Annotated in this window: 16 protein-coding genes and 1 pseudogene; 8 read left to right on the forward strand and 9 right to left on the reverse strand. The window is 41.1% G+C overall.

The features are described from left to right. Positions 1–5: 5 nt before the first annotated feature. From DD649_RS14615 to DD649_RS14625, 3 genes are all read right to left on the reverse strand, one after another. On the reverse strand, positions 6–2,774 hold the full coding sequence (locus DD649_RS14615; protein ID WP_294108157.1) for a secretin and TonB N-terminal domain-containing protein: 2,769 nt from the start codon (positions 2,772–2,774) through the stop codon (positions 6–8). A 118-nt stretch (positions 2,775–2,892) separates the two neighbouring features. Further along, positions 2,893–3,879, reverse strand: a complete 987-nt coding sequence (locus tag DD649_RS14620; protein WP_336430888.1) for a FecR domain-containing protein — start codon at positions 3,877–3,879, stop codon at positions 2,893–2,895. After that, positions 3,879–4,415 carry an RNA polymerase sigma factor gene (locus DD649_RS14625; RefSeq protein ID WP_294108161.1) on the reverse strand — a complete coding sequence of 179 codons (537 nt, stop codon included), beginning with the start codon at positions 4,413–4,415 and terminating at the stop codon, positions 3,879–3,881. The genes DD649_RS14620 and DD649_RS14625 overlap by 1 nt, the downstream gene beginning before the upstream one ends. A 181-nt stretch (positions 4,416–4,596) precedes the next feature. Between DD649_RS14625 and DD649_RS14630 the strand changes: the two genes are divergently transcribed. After that, entirely contained in the window at positions 4,597–5,379 is a 783-nt protein-coding gene (locus tag DD649_RS14630; protein ID WP_294108163.1) for an energy transducer TonB, read from the forward strand. 19 nt (positions 5,380–5,398) lie between these two features. Here the strand turns inward: DD649_RS14630 and DD649_RS14635 are convergent, their stop codons facing one another. Continuing rightward, complete coding sequence (locus tag DD649_RS14635; protein ID WP_294108165.1) at positions 5,399–6,175, reverse strand: AhpA/YtjB family protein; 777 nt, start codon at positions 6,173–6,175, stop codon at positions 5,399–5,401. Between the two features lie 119 nt (positions 6,176–6,294). Here DD649_RS14635 and serB point away from each other — a divergent pair, with 119 nt between their 5' ends. The 4 genes and pseudogenes from serB to DD649_RS14655 all read left to right on the forward strand — a co-directional run. Next, complete coding sequence (gene serB / locus DD649_RS14640) at positions 6,295–7,272, forward strand: phosphoserine phosphatase (RefSeq protein WP_294108167.1); 978 nt, start codon at positions 6,295–6,297, stop codon at positions 7,270–7,272. Positions 7,273–7,589: 317 nt separating this feature from the next. Next, positions 7,590–8,978, forward strand: a complete 1,389-nt coding sequence (gene radA / locus DD649_RS14645) for a DNA repair protein RadA (protein WP_294108169.1) — start codon at positions 7,590–7,592, stop codon at positions 8,976–8,978. Positions 8,979–9,180: 202 nt separating this feature from the next. Continuing rightward, positions 9,181–10,413 carry a multifunctional transcriptional regulator/nicotinamide-nucleotide adenylyltransferase/ribosylnicotinamide kinase NadR gene (gene nadR, locus DD649_RS14650; protein WP_336430890.1) on the forward strand — a complete coding sequence of 411 codons (1,233 nt, stop codon included), beginning with the start codon at positions 9,181–9,183 and terminating at the stop codon, positions 10,411–10,413. Next, positions 10,409–10,542, forward strand: a pseudogene (locus DD649_RS14655) (IS1 family transposase); the annotation flags it as partial. The gene nadR and the pseudogene DD649_RS14655, both read left to right, overlap by 5 nt. A 31-nt stretch (positions 10,543–10,573) precedes the next feature. Here DD649_RS14655 and DD649_RS14660 read toward each other — a convergent pair. The 3 genes from DD649_RS14660 to ettA all read right to left on the reverse strand — a co-directional run bounded on the left by DD649_RS14660 (position 10,574) and on the right by ettA (position 14,366). Further along, positions 10,574–11,734, reverse strand: a complete 1,161-nt coding sequence (locus DD649_RS14660; protein WP_294108173.1) for an MFS transporter — start codon at positions 11,732–11,734, stop codon at positions 10,574–10,576. A 113-nt stretch (positions 11,735–11,847) separates the two neighbouring features. Beyond that, positions 11,848–12,450, reverse strand: a complete 603-nt coding sequence (locus DD649_RS14665) for a TetR/AcrR family transcriptional regulator (RefSeq protein ID WP_294108175.1) — start codon at positions 12,448–12,450, stop codon at positions 11,848–11,850. Between the two features lie 248 nt (positions 12,451–12,698). Further along, positions 12,699–14,366 (reverse strand): energy-dependent translational throttle protein EttA, encoded by a 1,668-nt coding sequence (gene ettA, locus DD649_RS14670; RefSeq protein WP_294108177.1) that lies wholly within the window; start codon positions 14,364–14,366, stop codon positions 12,699–12,701. 423 nt (positions 14,367–14,789) lie between these two features. Here ettA and sltY point away from each other — a divergent pair, with 423 nt between their 5' ends. Further along, positions 14,790–16,703, forward strand: coding sequence for a murein transglycosylase (gene sltY, locus DD649_RS14675; protein WP_294109021.1), 1,914 nt, complete (start codon positions 14,790–14,792; stop codon positions 16,701–16,703). Between the two features lie 423 nt (positions 16,704–17,126). After that, the gene (gene trpR / locus DD649_RS14680; RefSeq protein WP_294108179.1) at positions 17,127–17,444 is read left to right on the forward strand and encodes a trp operon repressor; all 318 of its coding nucleotides are present in this window, start codon (positions 17,127–17,129) and stop codon (positions 17,442–17,444) included. A 412-nt stretch (positions 17,445–17,856) separates the two neighbouring features. On the opposite strand, the gene yjjX is transcribed toward trpR, so the two are convergent. Continuing rightward, the gene (yjjX, locus tag DD649_RS14685) at positions 17,857–18,393 is read right to left on the reverse strand and encodes an inosine/xanthosine triphosphatase (RefSeq protein WP_294108180.1); all 537 of its coding nucleotides are present in this window, start codon (positions 18,391–18,393) and stop codon (positions 17,857–17,859) included. 52 nt (positions 18,394–18,445) lie between these two features. Here yjjX and gpmB point away from each other — a divergent pair, with 52 nt between their 5' ends. Next, a complete protein-coding gene (gene gpmB, locus DD649_RS14690; RefSeq protein ID WP_294108182.1) occupies positions 18,446–19,093 on the forward strand; it encodes a 2,3-diphosphoglycerate-dependent phosphoglycerate mutase GpmB in 648 nt (215 codons plus the stop codon). 72 nt (positions 19,094–19,165) lie between these two features. On the opposite strand, the gene robA is transcribed toward gpmB, so the two are convergent. Beyond that, positions 19,166–20,062 (reverse strand): MDR efflux pump AcrAB transcriptional activator RobA, encoded by an 897-nt coding sequence (robA, locus tag DD649_RS14695; RefSeq protein ID WP_294108184.1) that lies wholly within the window; start codon positions 20,060–20,062, stop codon positions 19,166–19,168. Between the last annotated feature and the right edge of the window lie 152 nt (positions 20,063–20,214).

Consider the following 20,214-nt stretch of genomic DNA (forward strand, 5'->3'; position numbering starts at 1 on the left):
CTGAATTAAAGGTCGTAATTAACCTGTAACCAGAACTGACGGCCTGCATCGTAAGATTTCAAGGTTCTATCTTCGAATACAAAGCGGTCGGCAATATTTTTATTATTCAACACATTATTGACTTCAACAGAGAAACCAAAGCCATAGGCGAAGTCAGGTTTCCAGCCGAGGCGAGTATCCCATGTGTATTTGCTAGCAAAGTTTTGCTTAGTGTATTTACGTATTTGACCCACTTCAGGATCGGAATAGTAAGAGTTGTCATAGCGAACGGCTTGGCTACGTGCTCCCCACCATTGCAGGCGGTTATACCAAGTCACATCATATTCATCCCAGACACTGGTTAACTCTAAATTGAGCTTAATAGGTGAGTTGAAACTGGTTGATGGTAGTTTTGAGGCATCAATAACTTTACCGTCGTACCAGACTTTATTCAGATTAACTTTATTGGCTGGATCGTAAGCAGTATAACCCGCATCTTTCGGTGTGTTACTTTCGCTTTGTTGCCATGTAAAGGACGCGGTCATGACATGAGACGCATCTGCCCATTCCCACGGCTGGGTGTTACTTGTTGATAATGTGACTGTATCGTGTGAACTGCGGCCACCGTTATCAAAGGTACGGATATTTCGTGTATTTGGATCTCGTGGGTTATCGTATTTAGTCCGATTTCTGACTTCGTCATAACCTTCGCGGTGTACGTATTGTAAGCGCCATGTGGTGGATAAAATTTCTTGTTGTAGAGCGAGGGTTAACTCATCGTTATAAGGGGTTTTGAGTGACTCAAGTCCCTCATAATCTTTTTGATTATCCCAGCTATTATTATTTGGATTCATTGAACATGGGTTATCTTCATCACCCCAACAGTTTTGCATGCCACCATTTTGTGCACCATATAGTGCATAAGTGAGCATAGAACGACCATAATAGCGGTTAGCGCCCGCAATTATTTGTGTTTTACTATCACCAAAAACATCATAGACGCCACTTAAACGAGGGGCAATATTGGTGCGGTTAACAAAGTCATCACGGTCAAGGCGAATACCTGGGCGAAGAGTTAATTTGCCATATTGAATGCTATCGTCGAGAAATATTGCGTAGTTAGTGTAATCAGCGGAGTAGGAGCCAGCACGAAAACGATTAATATTACTTAAGTGACCAGTATATACATCGTTTTCATCAAGATCACCGGAGTAGGTGTAACGGAAGTAATCATTATCACGCAGATAGGTGCCTTTAGTATAATTAACTTCAGCACCCATTGTCGGCTGGTGCATTAACCCCAATCCATCTTCTTGCTGATTAAAGCGCATTACAGTTTTAAGGCCATGATTTTTTTGTTTGGATTCTAAATCACCAAGGCCACCGCTATTTCGTTCAATCATCTGCCAGTTTGCATCGAAAGCGCGAACAGTTAGCGCATATTTTTGGTCATTTTTGCGATCATCTTTTAAATCTTGGGTATTGGCGGTAACTTCTAATTGACCAAGATCCAATTGTTGTTTGAATACCGCAGTAAAACCAAGCCCATCATGAGTTGAATCATATCCAGAGTTACTCACGGAAGATGAAAATAGACGGCTGTCGTAAGAGGCATAGTTTGCGGATAAATCTAATGAGCTCTTCTCGGATAAATCAACTGAATATTTTAAGAAGTAGTTATCTGAGGTGCGACGTTGATTTTTCTTACCTGAATCTGAAAAAATGGGTTCGATTGAATTATTTTCAAGGACAAATGCCTCTCCGCCAGTTACCGTCATCGGTATTGTTGAACTACGGCGTGATGCAGAGAAAACTAACCCTGAATTTTCACTCACACCAAGCTCGAACCAACCACCAAAATCACTTTTGTCGAAGCGGTTTTGGAAACGGGCGGGGTTAGCTGTATCATTTTTAGTTGTATCAATGCCTTGAGATGAATCGTGGAATAAATTGTTCCAACCAGAGCGCGTTAAACGATAATAAGCATGGGCACTATTTTCACCCTGCCAGCGGCGGCTATTAACTTCGACCGTTCCGCCCGTAAATCCACCGAATTCGACAGGAATATTATTGTCATATACCGCCATGCTATCAATCAGGCGACTATCAATGTAAATCCCTTGATCTCCACTGCTTAGGCGAGTTGACGTTTCCCCCAGACCACTGTCTGCGGGGTCAAAGTCATTGTTGAAACTGACGCCATCAAGGCGATAGGCATTTTGGTAGCTACTAGAACCATGAATGGAAATACGGGAAGGTTTTATTTCCCCTTGGTTCATAGAGTTACTATCATTATTGGCAAATTGTACGGCTGGGTTTGTCTTCATCAAATCAGTAATATTGCCGTCACCGGTATTTTTCTGACTGATTTCTTCTGAAGTTACGTATTGTGGGGCTGACATCACATCCGTTGTCGGGTGGTTTTGTACCACACCAGAGACTTGTGTTTCAGGAAGAACCAATGTGCCTTGGTTTAAATTCTGAGGACGAATAACGAACACACCATTTTCATTAACCAGTTCTAGCCCGCTACCGATGAGTATTTTTTGTAATGCGGTTTGCGCGGTATAGTTGCCTGATAATGCAGGTGCTCGTAAGCCATTGAGTTGGCTTTTATCATAAAGTAACTGTAACTGTCCTTGAGTACTGATTTGTGAAACCGCAGTGGCTAGCGATTGTTCCGGTAATGAGAAAGACTGTTCTTGCGCAATAGCGGATTGGCAAACTATTGCGCTACTGACAGCCATCGACAGCGCAAGTGGTTTTAACCGACCTTGTGTAAACTGAATAGACATGCGTATCCCTTATTCTTAAGCTGCACAAAAAGTGTGCTGAAAATTGCCAAATAAAATAACAACTGCTTAAGAAGAGGGTGAAATGAGAATTATCCTCACCTGCAAATGAAAATATTTTTCATTTATTTTTTTTGTTCTGGATAATCAATATATTATCTTTATCTTTATAAACGACTTCAACGGGTAATAGCGATGGAAGGGCTTGGAAAAACTTTTCTGGTTGGCGTAAATTGATACGGCCAGAGATTTTACTGTTGGCGAGGGTTGGGGGTGATAGCTCAATATTAGCTGAAGAGTAGGCATGAAGTTCACGTAAAACATCTGCAAGCGGCTTATCAATAAAGACCAATTCACCGAATCGCCATCTGGCAATATTTAACGGCTCGATATTATTGCGAGTAATTTTGCTGTTGATACCTGCGCTAGTGGCGCTTTCGCCAGCTAATAGATAAATTGCTTTTTGATCATTCGCACTTTGAAAGCTCACAATGCCTTGACTGACATTGACGGAGACTTGCTGGCCTTTTTTATCGACTTCAAATTCAGTTCCTACGACTTGAATTCGTCTTTCGTTTGTCTGAATAACAAAAGGGCGATAGGGGTTGGATTTTACTTTGAAGTATACATTTCCTTCATCTAAATAGAGATTTCGGATCTGTGTTTCATAGGCAACTCGAATACGTGTCTGGCGATTAAGAAAAAGCTGCGAGCCATCAGATAACGTCACTTCTTTTGGGGAGTCAGTGGCGACGAGAGTCATATTGTTGAGCAACATGGCGGGCAAATGGCTATAAGGTAAAAACAAAATCGCTGCAATAAAAAAAGCCGCGAGTGTATTTCCAAGGGGACGCCATAAACGAAAAAAATGACGTTTTGGGGATATCAACTCCACAGAAGTAGGACGCGGCATTGCATCAAAGTCACGCCAAATACCTGCGATAGCATCATAGGCTTTGGCGTGTTCAAGAGATGCACTCAGCCACAATTTGAACTGCGTTGACTCTAAGGTGGTTATGCGCTGGCTGTGCATACGAGTAAACCAAAGCGCCGCCTCTTCATCAATACGTTCCGCGTCATCTGACTTTTGCGAAGGGGTCTGTGTCATTAATTATTGTTGCCCTGATTATCAAGGTGTTTTTTACAATGTACTAACGCAGCCGCGATGTGCTTTTCAACCATACTGATTGAAATTTCCATGCGTTCTGCAATCTCACTTTGAGACAATCCATCAAAACGGTAAAGTAAAAAGGCTTCTCTACGACGAGGTGGCAGTAAATCAATGGCTTCGCCAAGTCTTTGTATACGTTGTTGATGTTCTAATATTTCACTGGGATCTTCTTGCGTTTGTTCAAAACTGTGTTCAAAGCCAATATCATCGATAGAGGTTTCTGATTTACTTTGGCGTTGATTACGGCGCCAGTGGTCAATCAAAACATGATTGGCAATTTTGAACAAATACGCACGGCTCTCTTTTATCGGAGATTGCTCTTTACGATTAAGCCATAGTGTAAACACATCCTGTGATAAATCATCTGCATCATTGCTGTTATCTAGCCGATTGCGGAAAAAGCGGACAAGTTGGCTATAAGTTGACTGATATGCACCGCTAATTTTTCGGGCAAGGGATTTATCATTCGTCATTTTGCTGGTGTCAAAATAGTGAAAGAACACAATTAATGTGTCGTTAATAATCTGCTCAGATTACTTTATCTATTAAATCAATAAGTTATTTTAATTATTATAAATGCAGTAATAATAATGAATATCATTTTTGTTTGTATTATGCCTATAATCTACAAAAAATAAAGTCGTGAGGCAAAATATGAGCAGTATTGCGGGCAAGTTAGAAAGCCCGATTTTCCGTCCTTTGGGCGGTTTGTTTTTAAGTATTCTTTTTCATGGAACGCTAGCAGTGATTTTAGTTGGCTGGTTCACGTCAACAATTCCAAAAACAGGGGTATTGCCGCCTGCCATTTCGTTGCAGCTTGGCGTGTACCAACTGGAGCAACATGCAGAACCCGAAGTTAATCATGCACCTAAGCAGCAGATGGTGACTCGTGAAGAAACACTGCCTGAAGTAGTTGAGAAGATAGATAAATTGCCACAGACGCCCCTTGTGGATAATGGTACTTTGACCAAAGTCAGCGAGAAAAAACGCCCACCCAAAAAGAAAATTCCACAGGAAAAAAAGGTTTTTGAAGATGCCCCTGTGACCACTCAAGAGTCGGCGGTTACATCAATGCCTACCTCGGGGAGCGCATCAAGTAATAGTGCTAATTTTTCGAGTAATTCTTCTGCGGCAGTGAGTGGTCAACAAAGTTGGCATAGTGAAGTTCATCAACGATTAGCTAAAGCCAAGCGTTATCCAAGAGCAGCTCTACGTTTTCGTTCAACGGGGGTTTCTCAAGTCAAAGTTACGGTTGATAGTAAAGGCTTAGTGATTAACGCCAGTTTGATGAATTCATCAGGTACTAAAGTGCTTGATAAAGAGGCCTTGGCAACTATCTCACGTGCAGCGCCTTTTCCTATCCCACCAGAAACATTGCTGATCGATGGGAAAGTTGAATTTATCGCGCCTATTGTGTTTGATACCAGCACTATCTAATCAGGGGGCAACCCCCTGTTTAGTCGCTAGAAGATGACGGTTTAGTGGGTTTTGTTTTTGGTGGCGATTTTCTTGGGTTGTAAGGTCTTGGGTCTTTTTTACGTCTTAAATGAGGCGTTCTTTTCGGCGGTGCTTTTTTATCGCCTTGTTCCATATTGTCAGCCTCTTCATCACTTTCTTCATCATTGGCTTCATTACTGACCACTAAAGGTAACGGCAGGCTTTGGCCTTTCTTTTTCTTTAAGCGAAATAGTGTGTTTGCTAAGACAAAACCAATGCAAAGCGCCAATAAAATAAAAATACGTAGGACATTTGTACTGTTATCAGCTTGCTGAATTTCGGCGTTGAGTAGCTCGGTATCAATCGTTAGACGTAAGTGCCCTTTGGGTTCTTTATCTCCAAGAATAGGTACGACTAATTGATACTGAAAATTTTGTAGTGATTGATTACCGTCAATCGCGAGTCTTTCTCGAACAGTGGCAGGTTCTCCGACTTGCGTAATTAAGGTGCCGCTGGCGCTGTAGATACTGGCATCTAAAATGTATTTATCTTTTGCCACGTTATTTAAATTGGCATTAATTCGCTCTAAATTAAAATCTTTGCTGCCGGGAACAATATAATCGGATAAGCTGAAAGCCACCTGCTCTGCTAAAACATGAGTTAACTGCTTGAATTGTTCAACTCTGCTTTGGTTTTGGCTATAACCTAAGTATGAAACGCCATGCATAAGCAAGGTCACTAACGCAATGCAAATAACAATAATCACTGTTTTGTGTCGCTTAAAGGTAAGTTTCATTAGGCATCGCACTCTTTGTTTATTTTCTGGCTCTATGTTGCCAGAGGTTATGCAGATAGAATAGTTTTGTAACACATTTTTATTATAAAAAGTTATGTCGATTACAGGAGCTAATTTTCATGTCAACGAGTTTGACCTATTGTTATTTACCCGATGAAATTCAAAAATGGCCTGGTTTGCCGCTATCCCTCAGTGGCGAAGAGGTAATGCCTTTAGATTATCGCGCAGGTGACAGTGGCTGGTTATTATATGGTCGTGGTTTAGATAAGGCACGTATTAGTAATTTTCAGCAGCGTTTAGGTATTGCGATTGTTATCGTTTCTTCTTGGCGTATTGATGATTATCAAGTCGTTAGAATTGCCGGTAGCATTACGCCTAGGATCAAAAAGCTCGCCGATGAATGTTTATTGGATGTGGTGCCATTAGGTTTAATTCCTCGTTTACGTTCACCAGGTATCTTGTTGATGGACATGGATTCAACGGCAATCCAAATTGAATGTATCGATGAAATTGCACGAATTGCGGGCGTGGGTGAACAAGTTGCAGAAGTGACTGAGCGGGCAATGCTTGGTGAGCTTGATTTCACTGAAAGTTTAAGAGCACGAGTAGGTTTACTGCAAGGTGCAGACGCATCAATCCTTAATCAAGTGCTAGAAACACTGCCTTTAATGCCCGGGCTGACCAGTTTAGTGCGTAAATTACAAGCAATGGATTGGCATATCGCTATAGCCTCAGGTGGTTTTACTTTCTTTGCTGATAATTTACGTCAACAACTTAAACTCGTCGATGCCGTTGCCAATCAACTCGAAATTAAAAATGGTAAATTAACGGGTAAAGTTAAAGGGCCAATTGTTGACGCCAAATTTAAAGCGCAGGTATTGGTAAAGTTGGCAGAACGTTTAAATATTCCAATGGAGCAAACCGTTGCCATAGGCGATGGTGCTAATGACCTGAAAATGTTACGTAAAGCAGGGCTTGGGATCGCTTATCACGCAAAGCCAAAAGTATACGCAAGGGCGAAGGTTGCTATCCGTCATGCAGATCTTATGGGGGTGTTGTGTGTGTTAAGTGGTGGGCTCAAGCACGAGGAACGCTAAAATACTCGTCATAATTCATGCTGTGGCTGTGTTGGCTGCACTCGGCTACTCGGGTCACATACTTGTGTATGCTCCCCGAGCTATCCTCGTTTGCCGCCTTGCCACAACATGAATTATTTAGAGTATTCGTCATACTTTGAGCTGTGGCGTTGTTGGCTGCACTCGGTTACTTGGGTCATATACTTGTGTATGCTCCCCGAGCTATCCTCGTTTGCCGCCTTGCCACAGCATGAATTATTTAGAGTATTATTGTAAATTTATTTAAAAATCAAAAAATTAAGTTTAAGAGTGTAAATGGTTTTCAAGAGGAGTTAGTCGTGGCTAAAGGTGTAAAAAGAGCGTTTGTTTGTAATGACTGTGGGGCGGATTATCCCCGCTGGCAAGGGCAGTGTAGTGCTTGTCAGGCATGGAATACCATTACGGAAGTGCGCCTAGCCTCAAGTAACGCCTCATCCCGAACTGAACGTTTAACGGGATATGCAGGAAATTCAGCTGGTATAAGCAAAGTTCAGAAATTATCTGAAATTAGCTTGGATGAATTGCCGCGTTTTACGACGGGATTTAAAGAATTTGACCGAGTGCTCGGTGGTGGTGTGGTGCCGGGAAGTGCCATCCTAATTGGTGGTAGCCCGGGTGCAGGTAAAAGTACGCTATTATTGCAAACCATGTGCCTGCTTTCGCGTGAAATGAAAACCCTGTATGTCACGGGGGAAGAGTCACTTCAACAAGTTGCTATGCGAGCGCATCGTTTAGGGCTACCAACTGACTCGGTCAATATGCTGTCTGAAACCAGTATTGAACAAATTTGCTTAACAGCGGAGCAAGAGCTGCCTAAATTGATGGTTATCGACTCAATTCAGGTGATGCACATGGCTGATATTCAATCATCGCCAGGAAGTGTTGCACAGGTGAGAGAAACCGCGGCTTATTTAACGCGCTTCGCTAAAACACGCGGTGTGGCAATCATCATGGTCGGTCATGTGACTAAAGATGGTTCATTGGCTGGACCTAAAGTGCTTGAGCACTGTATCGACTGCTCCATTATGCTTGATGGCGATGCAGATAACCGTTTTCGGACACTGCGTAGCCATAAAAATCGTTTTGGTGCGGTGAATGAGCTCGGTGTTTTTGCCATGACTGAGCAAGGGCTGAAAGAGGTGAGTAACCCATCAGCGATTTTTTTGAGTCGTGGCGATGAAGTCACATCAGGTAGCTCTGTGATGGTAGTTTGGGAAGGCACAAGACCATTGCTGGTGGAAATCCAAGCGTTGGTTGATCATTCCATGATGTCGAACCCACGTCGGGTGGCTGTTGGGCTTGAACAAAACCGATTAGCCATTTTACTGGCGGTATTACACCGTCATGGTGGTTTGCAAATGTCAGACCAAGACGTCTTTGTGAATGTGGTCGGTGGGGTTAAAGTGACAGAAACCAGTGCTGATCTCGCCTTATTACTTTCTTTAGTATCGAGTTTTCGCGACCGGCCATTGCCGAGAGATTTAGTGGTCTTTGGTGAGGTAGGGCTGGCAGGTGAAATTCGACCAGTACCAAGCGGACAAGAGCGTATTTCAGAAGCGGCAAAACACGGCTTTAAACGTGCGATAGTACCTCATGCCAATATGCCTAAAAAATTACCGCCAGATATGAAGGTGTATGGGGTGAAGAAGTTAGCAGATGCTTTGACTGTAATGGATGAACTCGATTAATCCTATACTCTACTCGTCAGACTTCGCGCTGTGGCAGTGTTGGCATCATTCGCCTAGCCACAATACGAATTATTTAGAGTGTATCCAAATAGTATTTTTTGAATGTTTATTTTTAGCGTATTGAATTATATTAAATATCTTAGGCTGGTGTGCTTTGAATATAACTGAAATTTGGATTTTTTTTTGAGTAAAAGGAAATTAAATGGCTGATTTTGACTATCTGAAAAATGCAATTAAGCGAGCTGGTTATACATTACAGCAAGTTGCTGATGCGACAGAGATGACCAAAGGCTATCTCAGCCAATTAATCAATGACAAGATAAAAAGTCCTAGCGCGCACAAAATTGATGCACTTCATCGCTTTTTAGGATTGGAATATCCGAATAAACAAAAAACAATTGGTATCGTTGTCGGGAAATTCTATCCTCTGCATACAGGGCATATATATTTGATCCAGCGAGCTTGTAGCCAAGTGGATGAGCTACATGTGATCCTGTGCCATGATGAACCGCGTGATAAAGATTTGTTTGTTAATAGTTCGATGTCACAGCAACCAACTGTGAGCGACCGCCTGCGTTGGCTATTACAAACTTTTAAGTATCAAAAAAATATTCATATTCATTCATTTGATGAGAAAGGGATTGAACCCTATCCACATGGTTGGGAAGTGTGGAGTGATGGCATGAAAGGTTTTTTGAAAAAACATAATATTAATCCAAGTTTTATCTATTCAGGTGAACAGAATGATGTGCCACGTTATAAAAAATATCTGGGTATAGAAACAATTTTAATTGATCCTGAACGCAGTTTTATGAATATCAGCGGTAATCAAATTCGTCAGGCGCCATTTCGCTATTGGGATTATATTCCAACAGAAGTTAAACCATTCTTTGTCCGTAAAGTGGCGATTTTAGGGGGCGAATCTAGTGGTAAATCTACGTTGGTAAATAAATTAGCCAATATTTTTAATACCACCAGTGCGTGGGAATATGGCCGTGATTATGTATTCAGCCACTTAGGTGGTAACGAAATGGCATTGCAATATTCTGACTATGATAAAATTGCATTAGGTCATGCACAATATATTGATTTTTCTGTTAAATATGCCAATAAAGTTGCTTTTATTGATACTGATTTTGTTACCACTCAAGCTTTTTGCCTACGTTATGAAGGCAAAGAACACCCATTTGTTCAAGCATTGATTGATGAATATCGTTTTGACTTGGTTATTGTGCTAGAAAATAATACCCCATGGGTGGCCGATGGTTTACGCAGTTTAGGTAGTGATAACGACAGGCAAGAATTTCAGTCATTACTGATTGAAATGTTAGAGAAAAATAATATTGAATATGTTCGTGTTGAATCGCCTGATTACGATTCACGTTTCTTAACCTGTGTATCATTAGTTCAGCAATTATTAATGCTGGATGATTGAACGAACACATTTAAATTTGAGAAATAGATTAAAGCGGCTTAATTCTAAGGCTTTTGATTATCCAAAATGTCCTGAAATGAATGATAAAGTAATCGAATCTTTATTAATCGCGAATATTATCCGCTTTAACCTAAATCTTTATATTGAATGTATGATCAAATTAAGACCAAGCTTGCTGACGTTGGCGGTGACGCACATATGGTAAAATTGAAACCAATGCTAATACTGCTAATACTGCACCAATCCATAAGCCTGAACGCAAACCATAGCCATTTGTAATCGCTAAACCACCAAAGTAAGATCCTCCCCCTAAGCCAATATTAATGACTGAGGTATGCACCGCATTGACCATCGGACCTGGGTGCGCAACGCTGACAATTCTTGCCATCATTGCAGGGTTCATTGGGACACCAGATAATCCAATTAAGATTATTGAAATAATTGCCACGGTTTTATATTCGGCAAAGATTGCAAAAGCGAACAAGGAAATGCTTAATATGGTGAGCCCGACGAGCATGATCTGAAGGCTGTAATTATGTGCTAATCGACCTGTGATCATATTACCCACGATGTTTGAAAAACCAAATGCCATCAAAATAAAGGGAGCGGCTTGCATACTAAATCCAGAGATATCGACCAAAACGGGGACGAAATAACTAAATGCAGCAAAGCTTGCACCTAAAATCAAGCAACTTGTTACACAGGCTTTCCAGTAAGCTTTATTTTTAAAGGCCTTGAGTTCTTCCTCCATTTTGACTTTCCCACCACCGGATACTTCAGGTAAAAGACGTTCCAGAGCGATGAGGCAAATCAAAACCAACACAGCGACTAAGCCGAAAGTAATACGCCAACCCCACTGTTGGTCAATCATCGTTGCAAGAGGGACACCAAACACATTGGAAATCATAAAGCCACCAATCACGATAGCGGCAGCGCGAGGGCGGTCATAATTTGGCACCATGGCCATACTAGTGGCGAGTGAGAGGCTCAAGCAACCTGCACATAATACGCCCGTGATAAGGCGAATAATGACCAAAAGAGTATAGCTGGAGACAAAGGCGCTTAAGCCTTGGATTACGACATAGAGCGCTAAGAGGATCAGCAAAATTTTTCGATATTGTACTTTATACTTTAGGAAAAAATAGGTGAGTACAGGCCCCCCTAGCATGACCCCAAAAGCATAATATGAAATTAAATGTCCAACGTCACCTACACTGATTCCAAAGGCATCGGATAAAGTCGCAGTCATACCCGCGACCATTAATTCTGCGGTGCCAATTGAGAAAACTGCTAACCCTAAAATATATACTGCTAATGGCATTTTTTTACTACTCTCCTATTTGTTTAATGAACATTACAAAAATAAACGATTCTCATTGTTTAATGATCGTTACAAAATTTAATAGTTCGATTTATTTTATACTGGTGATGGAATTACAAGTTGGCTAAGAGGCCATTAACTACATCTTCCAGAAAGCTTTTATCTGAAATGTTTTTGTTTAGTACACGTAAACCGTAGTAACCCGCTAAAAAACTTCTGGTTATTTCTGGGGCTGAAGCTTTGGTTCGAAATTCCCCATTTGCTTGTCCTTCAACAAATATTGCAAGGAGCGAATTTTCTAGGCGTTGTCGGTATTCATGGTTCAAGCTTGCGACGACTTGATCTTTATCTCCCATTTCTAAAGCAGAAAATAAGACCATGGCTTCGTGCTGTTCTGATTGTGAAAGATCTTCAGCAATCCCCCAAAGTAAAAGGGAGCGTAATCGATCTTTGAGCGGACCTGACTGCGTGAGGATAGATAATTGTGCTGCCATGGTTTGTTCATGACTACGCAATAAAGCTTGCTCATATAAGGCTTGTTTACTACCAAAAGCATTATATAAACTTCCTCGCCCTAAACCGGTACTATCACATAAATTTTGCGCAGAAGTGCCTGCATAACCGTTGGTACTAAAGACCGCAACGGCTGCATCGATGATCTCTTTATCTTCAAATTGCCTAGGACGGCCAGGAGAATTAGATTTTTCATCACTCATAGATAAGCCCGGGAGGGAGTAACTTGGAGGCACATAATAGAAATTATGGAATGGTTTGTCAAATATTATATCAAGTTTTTAACATAGTTAAGAAGTGATTAAAAATCGTTTTATTTCAATGTATTAAAGTTGAAATTAAGTTAGGGGAATATGAGTTTTTCATCGATTTAAATTTGAGATTAAATTTTCAATAAAAAAAACGGCATCGAAATTTATTCAGATGCCGTTTTTTCTGCTCAAAAGACGAGCTATTTAATCATTCTTTTATATTTGATTCTGTGAGGTTGAAGTGCTTCAGCGCCTAAAGTTCGCTTCTTGTAATCTTCATATTCAGAGAAGTTACCTTCGAAGAAGGTAATATTACCCTCATCTTGATAATCAATGATATGAGTTGCAATACGGTCAAGGAACCAACGGTCATGGGAAATAACCATTGCACAGCCCGGGAACTCTAATATGGCATTTTCGAGTGCGCGTAAAGTTTCAATGTCGAGGTCATTGGTTGGTTCATCAAGCAGCAGCATGTTGCCACCGACTTGCAGTAGTTTTGCTAAATGCAAACGACCACGTTCACCACCAGATAACTCACCAACACGTTTACCTTGGTCAATACCTTTAAAGTTAAAGCGGCCAACATATGAACGGCTTGGGATTTCAAAGTTACCGATACGCATAATATCTTGGCCGTTAGAAATTTCTTCCCATACGGTTTTGCTATCGTCCATTGAATCACGGAACTGATCAACCGAAGCAATTTTAACGGTATCACCTAAAGAGATTGAACCTGAATCGGGTTGTTCTTGGCCTGAAATCATACGGAACAGTGTTGATTTACCTGCACCATTAGGACCGATAATACCGACAATCGCCCCTTTAGGGATTGAAAAGCTTAGGTTATCGATAAGGACGCGGTCACCGTAAGATTTGCTTAGGTTCTCGATTTCAAGGACTTTATCACCTAAGCGAGGTCCTGGTGGAATAAACAATTCGCTGGTTTCGTTACGTTTTTGGTAATCAACGCTATTAAGCTCTTCAAAACGAGCCAAACGCGCCTTACCTTTCGATTGGCGACCTTTAGGGTTTTGGCGTATCCACTCAAGTTCTTTCTCGATTGATTTACGGCGGGCAGCTTCACTTGACGCTTCTTGAGCCAGACGTTCATCTTTTTGTTCTAGCCAAGAAGAGTAGTTACCTTCCCAAGGAATACCTTCACCACGGTCAAGCTCAAGGATCCAACCTGCAACGTTATCAAGGAAGTAACGGTCATGGGTGATCGCTACGACAGTGCCTTCATAGTCGTGTAAGAAACGCTCTAACCAAGCAACGGATTCCGCATCCAAGTGGTTGGTTGGTTCATCAAGAAGTAACATATCTGGTTTTTCGAGCAGTAGGCGGCAAATGGCTACACGACGGCGCTCACCACCAGATAGGTTCTCAATTTTTGCATCCCAAGCTGGCAGGCGCAGTGCATCAGCTGCACGCTCTAATTGATTATCAAGGTTATGGCCATCTTGAGCTGAAATGATCGCTTCAAGGATACCTTGTTCTTTAGCTAATTTATCAAAATCAGCATCTGGCTCTGCATAAGCTGCATACACTTCATCCAAGCGTGTTAGTGCATTTTTGACTTCACTAACGGCTTCTTCTACTGCTTCACGCACTGTATGTTCAAGATTCAGTTTAGGCTCTTGTGGCAAATAACCAATTTTAATACCTGGCTGAGGACGAGCTTCCCCCTCAATATCGGTATCAATACCAGCCATGATGCGTAGTAATGTTGATTTACCTGCGCCGTTGAGACCTAAAACACCAATCTTTGCACCCGGAAAGAAGCTAAGAGAGATATTTTTTAATATATGACGTTTCGGTGGAACAATTTTTCCAACCCGATACATAGAGTAGACGTATTGAGCCAATGTATTTTACCTTTTGTTTTATAAAGGGAATTTTAAATTCTTATCTGCTTATTATGTCTAAACCTTAAAATTTCAAAAAGGCTTCGATAAATAGCAATAAATAGTTTGTTATGAACTATACCTGATCGGGTAGGGATTAAAAATAGAGATTCGGCTTTTAGCGTGGATAGAAACAACTTTGAAATGCATTTAGGTAATAAATGACCAAAAATTATGGTGAAATGCGGGGTTTTTAATAAAAGTGCTGAGAAAATCATTGATACTAAGTAAAGGACTGTAAAATCGATAAATTCAAGAAATCTCCGCTGTTGCTACATAAAAACTTTCGGTAGCATGATCCTATTATGCAATTTATTTAATATAAATATTGGTTTTGTTTGAGGTATTGCCTTGAGCAACCATTATACGATGGAGCGAGTCGATATGAAACGTTGGTTGGCGGCAGTCCCAGTTACTATGATGTTAGTATCTACTACGGTATGGGCCGATTCTTTACAAGCGCAACGTGAGCGCTATCAAGCCATTAAATTAGCTTGGGATGCCAATAAAATGGATGAGGTGGAGCGTTTACTGCCCACATTACAGGAATATCCACTATATCCTTATTTGGCTTACCGTGAACTTACTGAAGACCTTGATATTGTCTCTCCTCGCCAAGTGCAGGAGTTTATTGATACTTATCCAACGTTACCAGTCGCAAAAAATTTAAAGACTCGTTTTGTGAATGAGCTTGCTCGTCGTCAAGAGTGGAAGTCATTACTTGCGTTTAGTCCTGAAGCACCAAAACCTATCGAAGCACAGTGTAATTTTTATTTTGCCAATTGGGCTGAAGGCAATAAACAAGTCGCATGGCAGGGTGCAGAAAAAGCTTGGTTAAATGGAAACTCAATGCCAACGGCATGTGACAAACTGTTTAATGAATGGGAAAAGGCGGGTTATCTCACATCAGAAATGATCTTAGAGCGCATTCATCTTGCTATTAAAGAAGGAAATACTTCGATAGCAACTTATTTGGCTAAACGTTTACCTGCAAGCTATAAAAGTATTGGTGACGCGTTAGTCAAATTACAAAATGACCCATCTTCAGTTGTCACTTTTGCCAATACAATCACGCCGACAGACTTTACTCGACAAGCAACGCTTGCCGGTTTTAGCCGTTATGCGCGCCAATCGCCTGATGCAGCTCGTACTGCGTTACGAGGTATTAGTTCAGCACAAAAAATGAATATGGCAGAAAGCCAACAGATGAAAGACAGCATTGCGTGGCAATACATGGGTGATGTCACTCCTGAGCAAGCCACATGGCGCGATGAAACTATCCGTGAAACCAATTCAGCCGCACTTAAAGAACGTCGAGTCCGCTTGGCGTTAGGTCAGGGCGATAAAGCGGGTGTAGCTACATGGCTTAAACAACTACCGGCGGAAGTTAAAAATAAAGAAGAGTGGCAGTATTGGCAGGCAATTACATTAATAGATGAAGGTAAGAAAGCGGAAGGCGAAACGATTTTACGTCAATTAACAACGAACCGGGGTTTTTACCCCATGGTTGCCGCTCAAAAATTGAATATCGAATACCCGATATATGTTAAAGGTGCGGTAAAGCCTGATGAAAGCGTTGGTAAGCTGGCACAAGTGCAGCGTGTACGCGAGCTGATGTATTGGGAAATGGACAATCTTGCTCGTTCTGAATGGGTGAGCTTAGTATCTTCATTACCTGCAAATCAGCAAGAACAATTAGCCCGTTATGCTTTCAATAACAAATGGGCAGATCTCAGCGTTCAAGCGACGATCACGGCAAAATTATGGGATCATCTTGAAGAGCGTTTTCCATTAGCGTGGGAAAAAGAATTTAATCTGTATACAAAAGATAAAAGTATTCAGAAAAGTTATGCAATGGCGATTGCTCGTCAAGAAAGTGCATGGAACCCACAAGTTCGCTCACCAGTAGGCGCGACAGGTTTAATGCAATTGATGCCTGCAACCGCTAAGCATACAGCGCAAAAGCAAGGTATTAGTGATTATGTTAATGTCAGCCAATTAACCAATCCGACTAAAAATATTGAGTTAGGTACAGCATATCTTGATGATGTGTATCAACAGTTTGGTAATAATCGAATTTTAGCCAGTGCGGCCTATAATGCAGGTCCATCAAGGGTAACGCGTTGGTTAGGTAACAGCGCAGGCCGTATTGATGCTGTTGCTTTTGTTGAAAGTATTCCTTTTTCTGAAACACGTGGCTATGTAAAAAATGTCCTTTCTTATGATTTGTTTTATCGACATTTTATGGGTCAAAAGGGGGATGTTTTAGGTGCTAATGAGTGGGGAATGAAGTACTAGCTCCTAGCTCTTGTCCTCGTCATACTTCGCGTTGTGGTGGTGTTGGCTGCGTTCACTAACCCTAGTCACATACTTGTGTATGCTCCTAGGGCTTAGTGTTTTGATATCCTCGTCATTCTTCGCGTTGTGGCGTTGTTGGCTGCGTTCACTAACCCTAGTCACATACTTATGTATGCTCCTAGGGCTTAGTTTCACTTGCCGCCTAGCCACAACACGAATTATTTAGAGGATTGAAGTTTTAAATGAAAAAATTGCTGATTGCTGATTGCTGATTGCTGATTGCTGATTGCTGATTGCTGATTGCTGATTACGAGTTATTGATTATTGAGTGCATAGTTTTTGGGTATTTTTCGTTTGGTGGGTGATTTATCAAAATACTGTGTTATTATTTGTACTAGTTAAATAGTATGGGTGAGTGAGATAATGACGACAGAACACCAGAACGATCCGGCACTGACTGCCGATGAAAATGCTGATTGGCAACGCTTTGTGAATTTATTGCAACTGGCATTTGAACAAAATATTCAACAATCGGTTCTACAACTCTTATTGACTCCTGATGAGCGCACTGCATTAGCAACTCGAGTCAGGATTGTGCAAGAGTTGATGCGTGGCGAAATGAGTCAACGCGAGCTGAAAAATGAGCTTGGAGTAGGGATTGCGACCATTACCCGTGGCTCGAATAGTTTGAAGTCAGCCCCGTTAGGCGTCAAGGTATGGCTCGAATCACAACTTCTCTAAATACTCTTCATACTTCGCGCTGTGGCGTTGTTGGCTACGCTTACTAACCCTAGTCATATGCTCCTAGGGCTTAGTTTCACTTGCCGCCTAGCCACAACTCTTCATACTTCTCGTGGTGGCGTTGTTGGCTACGCTTACTAACCCTAGTCACATACTTATGTATGCTCCTAGGGCTTAGTTTTACTTGCTGTCTAGCCACAGCCCGAATTATTTTGAGTATTATCTATAAGTAAATTATCTATAAGTAAATTATTTTGAGTTTTATTTATAACGATACTGTTTAAAAAGATAAATTACATTGAAGGATGGGGAAAACGAGAGAATAAAAAAAGTATGGCGAACCATACTTTGATCAATCATCGAATCTGGGAAATTTTTTGCCTACATGCATTTTGAATTAATTAGGGTATAATTAATCTTCTATCTGGTTTAGCTCTTTATAAATTTCGTGTTTAATGGGAACCAATGCCAGTATCAAGGCTTGCTGATAAACGCTTGTGCGTGTTAGTACGCCATTGGTGAAAAAGCCAATAGCCCCACCTTGTTGTTTGATATTATCAATCCCTGTTAAGAATGCCATTTCATCGCCAAGTTCGCGACCTTCACGAATTCCAGCGAGAATTTTTTCTGGGATCATAATACTTGCAGAACGGGATTCCCCTCGTATTTGCTTGTGTTCGATAACAATCCAAGCAAATGTCATATCATCTTCAATACCCGCTTCAATCCCAACCCAAAAATCGGCTTCTGGGCGAACTTGTCTTGATGCCATGACGCGCTGTCTTGCACCTGTACGGGTTTCATTATTACCGATAGGTTGTTGTGGAACGCTGCTATCGACATTAATATCTTCAATTTGATAACTGCCAGGCCCAAAAACAGCATCGAAAGCAAGATGAATCGCTTTAATTTTGGCAGGATTAGTCGTTGCAGCTATAACTTGGTACATTAATTATTTTCCTTTGAACACATACTTCGCAAAGTAATAATGGAACACATCTATGTTACAGGTTTATCTTGTTCGCCATGGCGAAACTGAATGGAACGTCGCACGTCGCATACAGGGTCAATCCGATAGCCCTCTGACGGCTACTGGACGTCAACAAGCTACACAAGTAGCTAAAAGAGTTAAGTCGGAAGGTATTACCCATATTATCACTAGTGATATGGGACGCACACTGGAAACTGCACAAATAATTGCTGATGAGTGTGGATGTGAAATTATCACAGAACCGCGTCTGCGTGAACTAAATATGGGTGTTCTTGAACAACGTTCAATAGAATCGCTGACATCAGAGGAAGAATTGTGGCGTAAAAGCCTTATTGATGGCACTCAGGGTGGTCGTATTCCTGAAGGCGAGTCAATGGAAGAACTTTATACTCGCATGTTCGCCGCGCTAGATTGTTGTCGCGATTTACCCAAAGGAAGTCGTCCACTTCTTGTGAGCCATGGTATTGCCCTTAGTACATTAGTAAGCCGAATTCTAGGTGTTCCTGCATATTCAGAACGACGCTTACGTCTTCGTAATTGCTCACTTTCACGAGTGGATTACCAAAATAGCCCTTGGTTGGCGAGTGGATGGATTGTTGAAACGGCAGGAGAAGTGACTCATTTAACACAGCCTTCTTTGGATGAACAACAAGGCTAGTGAGATTAAAAATCGTCAAATAATAATTCAATGAAAAATAAGGAGTTTCAATAATGTTGAAACTCCTTATTATTAGCTCGCTATTTTTATTGGGACATAATAGTCAAAGGCATCAATATGTGATTTCGGATCATCATCTCGGGCTTCATTCATATTTATATCTTTAAGTCTATAATGTTCAATATCATAGCCGGGCCGGCGTGTTAAATTCAATTTCGGCATATAAACGCCATAAATTTGATATAAGAACTCTTGCAGAGCGCCCCGATTTGCCTCACCACGAAACGTAAATTTCACATATTCGCCCGCAGGAATTCTCAGGTGGCTGTATTGTGTCGTGTTGAAACTCGCATCTTCAGGTCTTACTGCTGTGGTATAAAAAACAGTCTGCTCATCTTCTTTTTCTTTGTTATGGATTGCATGATGCAAACCAAAAACTTCAGAAGCCACTTTTGTAGTGTGATCTAAATAATAGTGCCAAAAAGATTGACGCATTTGTGAACAAGCTGTTGACCACTCTTCTAATGCATAAGAACAACTTTGTTCTAAGCCCACTAGTGGTTGTTCAGGCATTTGAACAAACTCGTGATCGACATGTTTATGATTATCTAAAATAATCGGTGGACAAATACCTGTTGCACACCATTCGTCACTACGACGATAAAATGCAGGTGTTAGATTAAATTGTTTCTTGAATGCGCGGGTAAAGGTTTGTTGCGAATCAAAGCGGTACTGAAGAGCAATATCAAGAATAGGGCGGCTTGTGAGGCGTAAAGCGACTGCCGCACGAGAAAGTCTTCTGGCTCGGATATAAGCACCGATAGCTTGATCAGTGATTTCTTTAAACATTCTTTGCAGGTGCCATTTAGAATAACCTGCTTTAGCGGCAACATTATCAAGTGATAATGGTTTATCAAGGTTATCATCGATCCAGCGTAGGAGATCGCGAATAATATTAGTTTGATCCATGTATATCCCCAGCCAATGCTACTCATAAAACTGATATGAGTTATCTATAGGTGGCTATTCTATATCAAGTTACCTTTTTCGTTTATAGTAAAAGAGTTGTATTTGGTATTTTGTTACAAAAGAGAATGATTGCGCCTTTAATTGTTAAGGTA

Origin of the sequence: Providencia sp. (assembly GCF_003533305.1) — a bacterium.
GTDB lineage: Bacteria > Pseudomonadota > Gammaproteobacteria > Enterobacterales > Enterobacteriaceae > Providencia.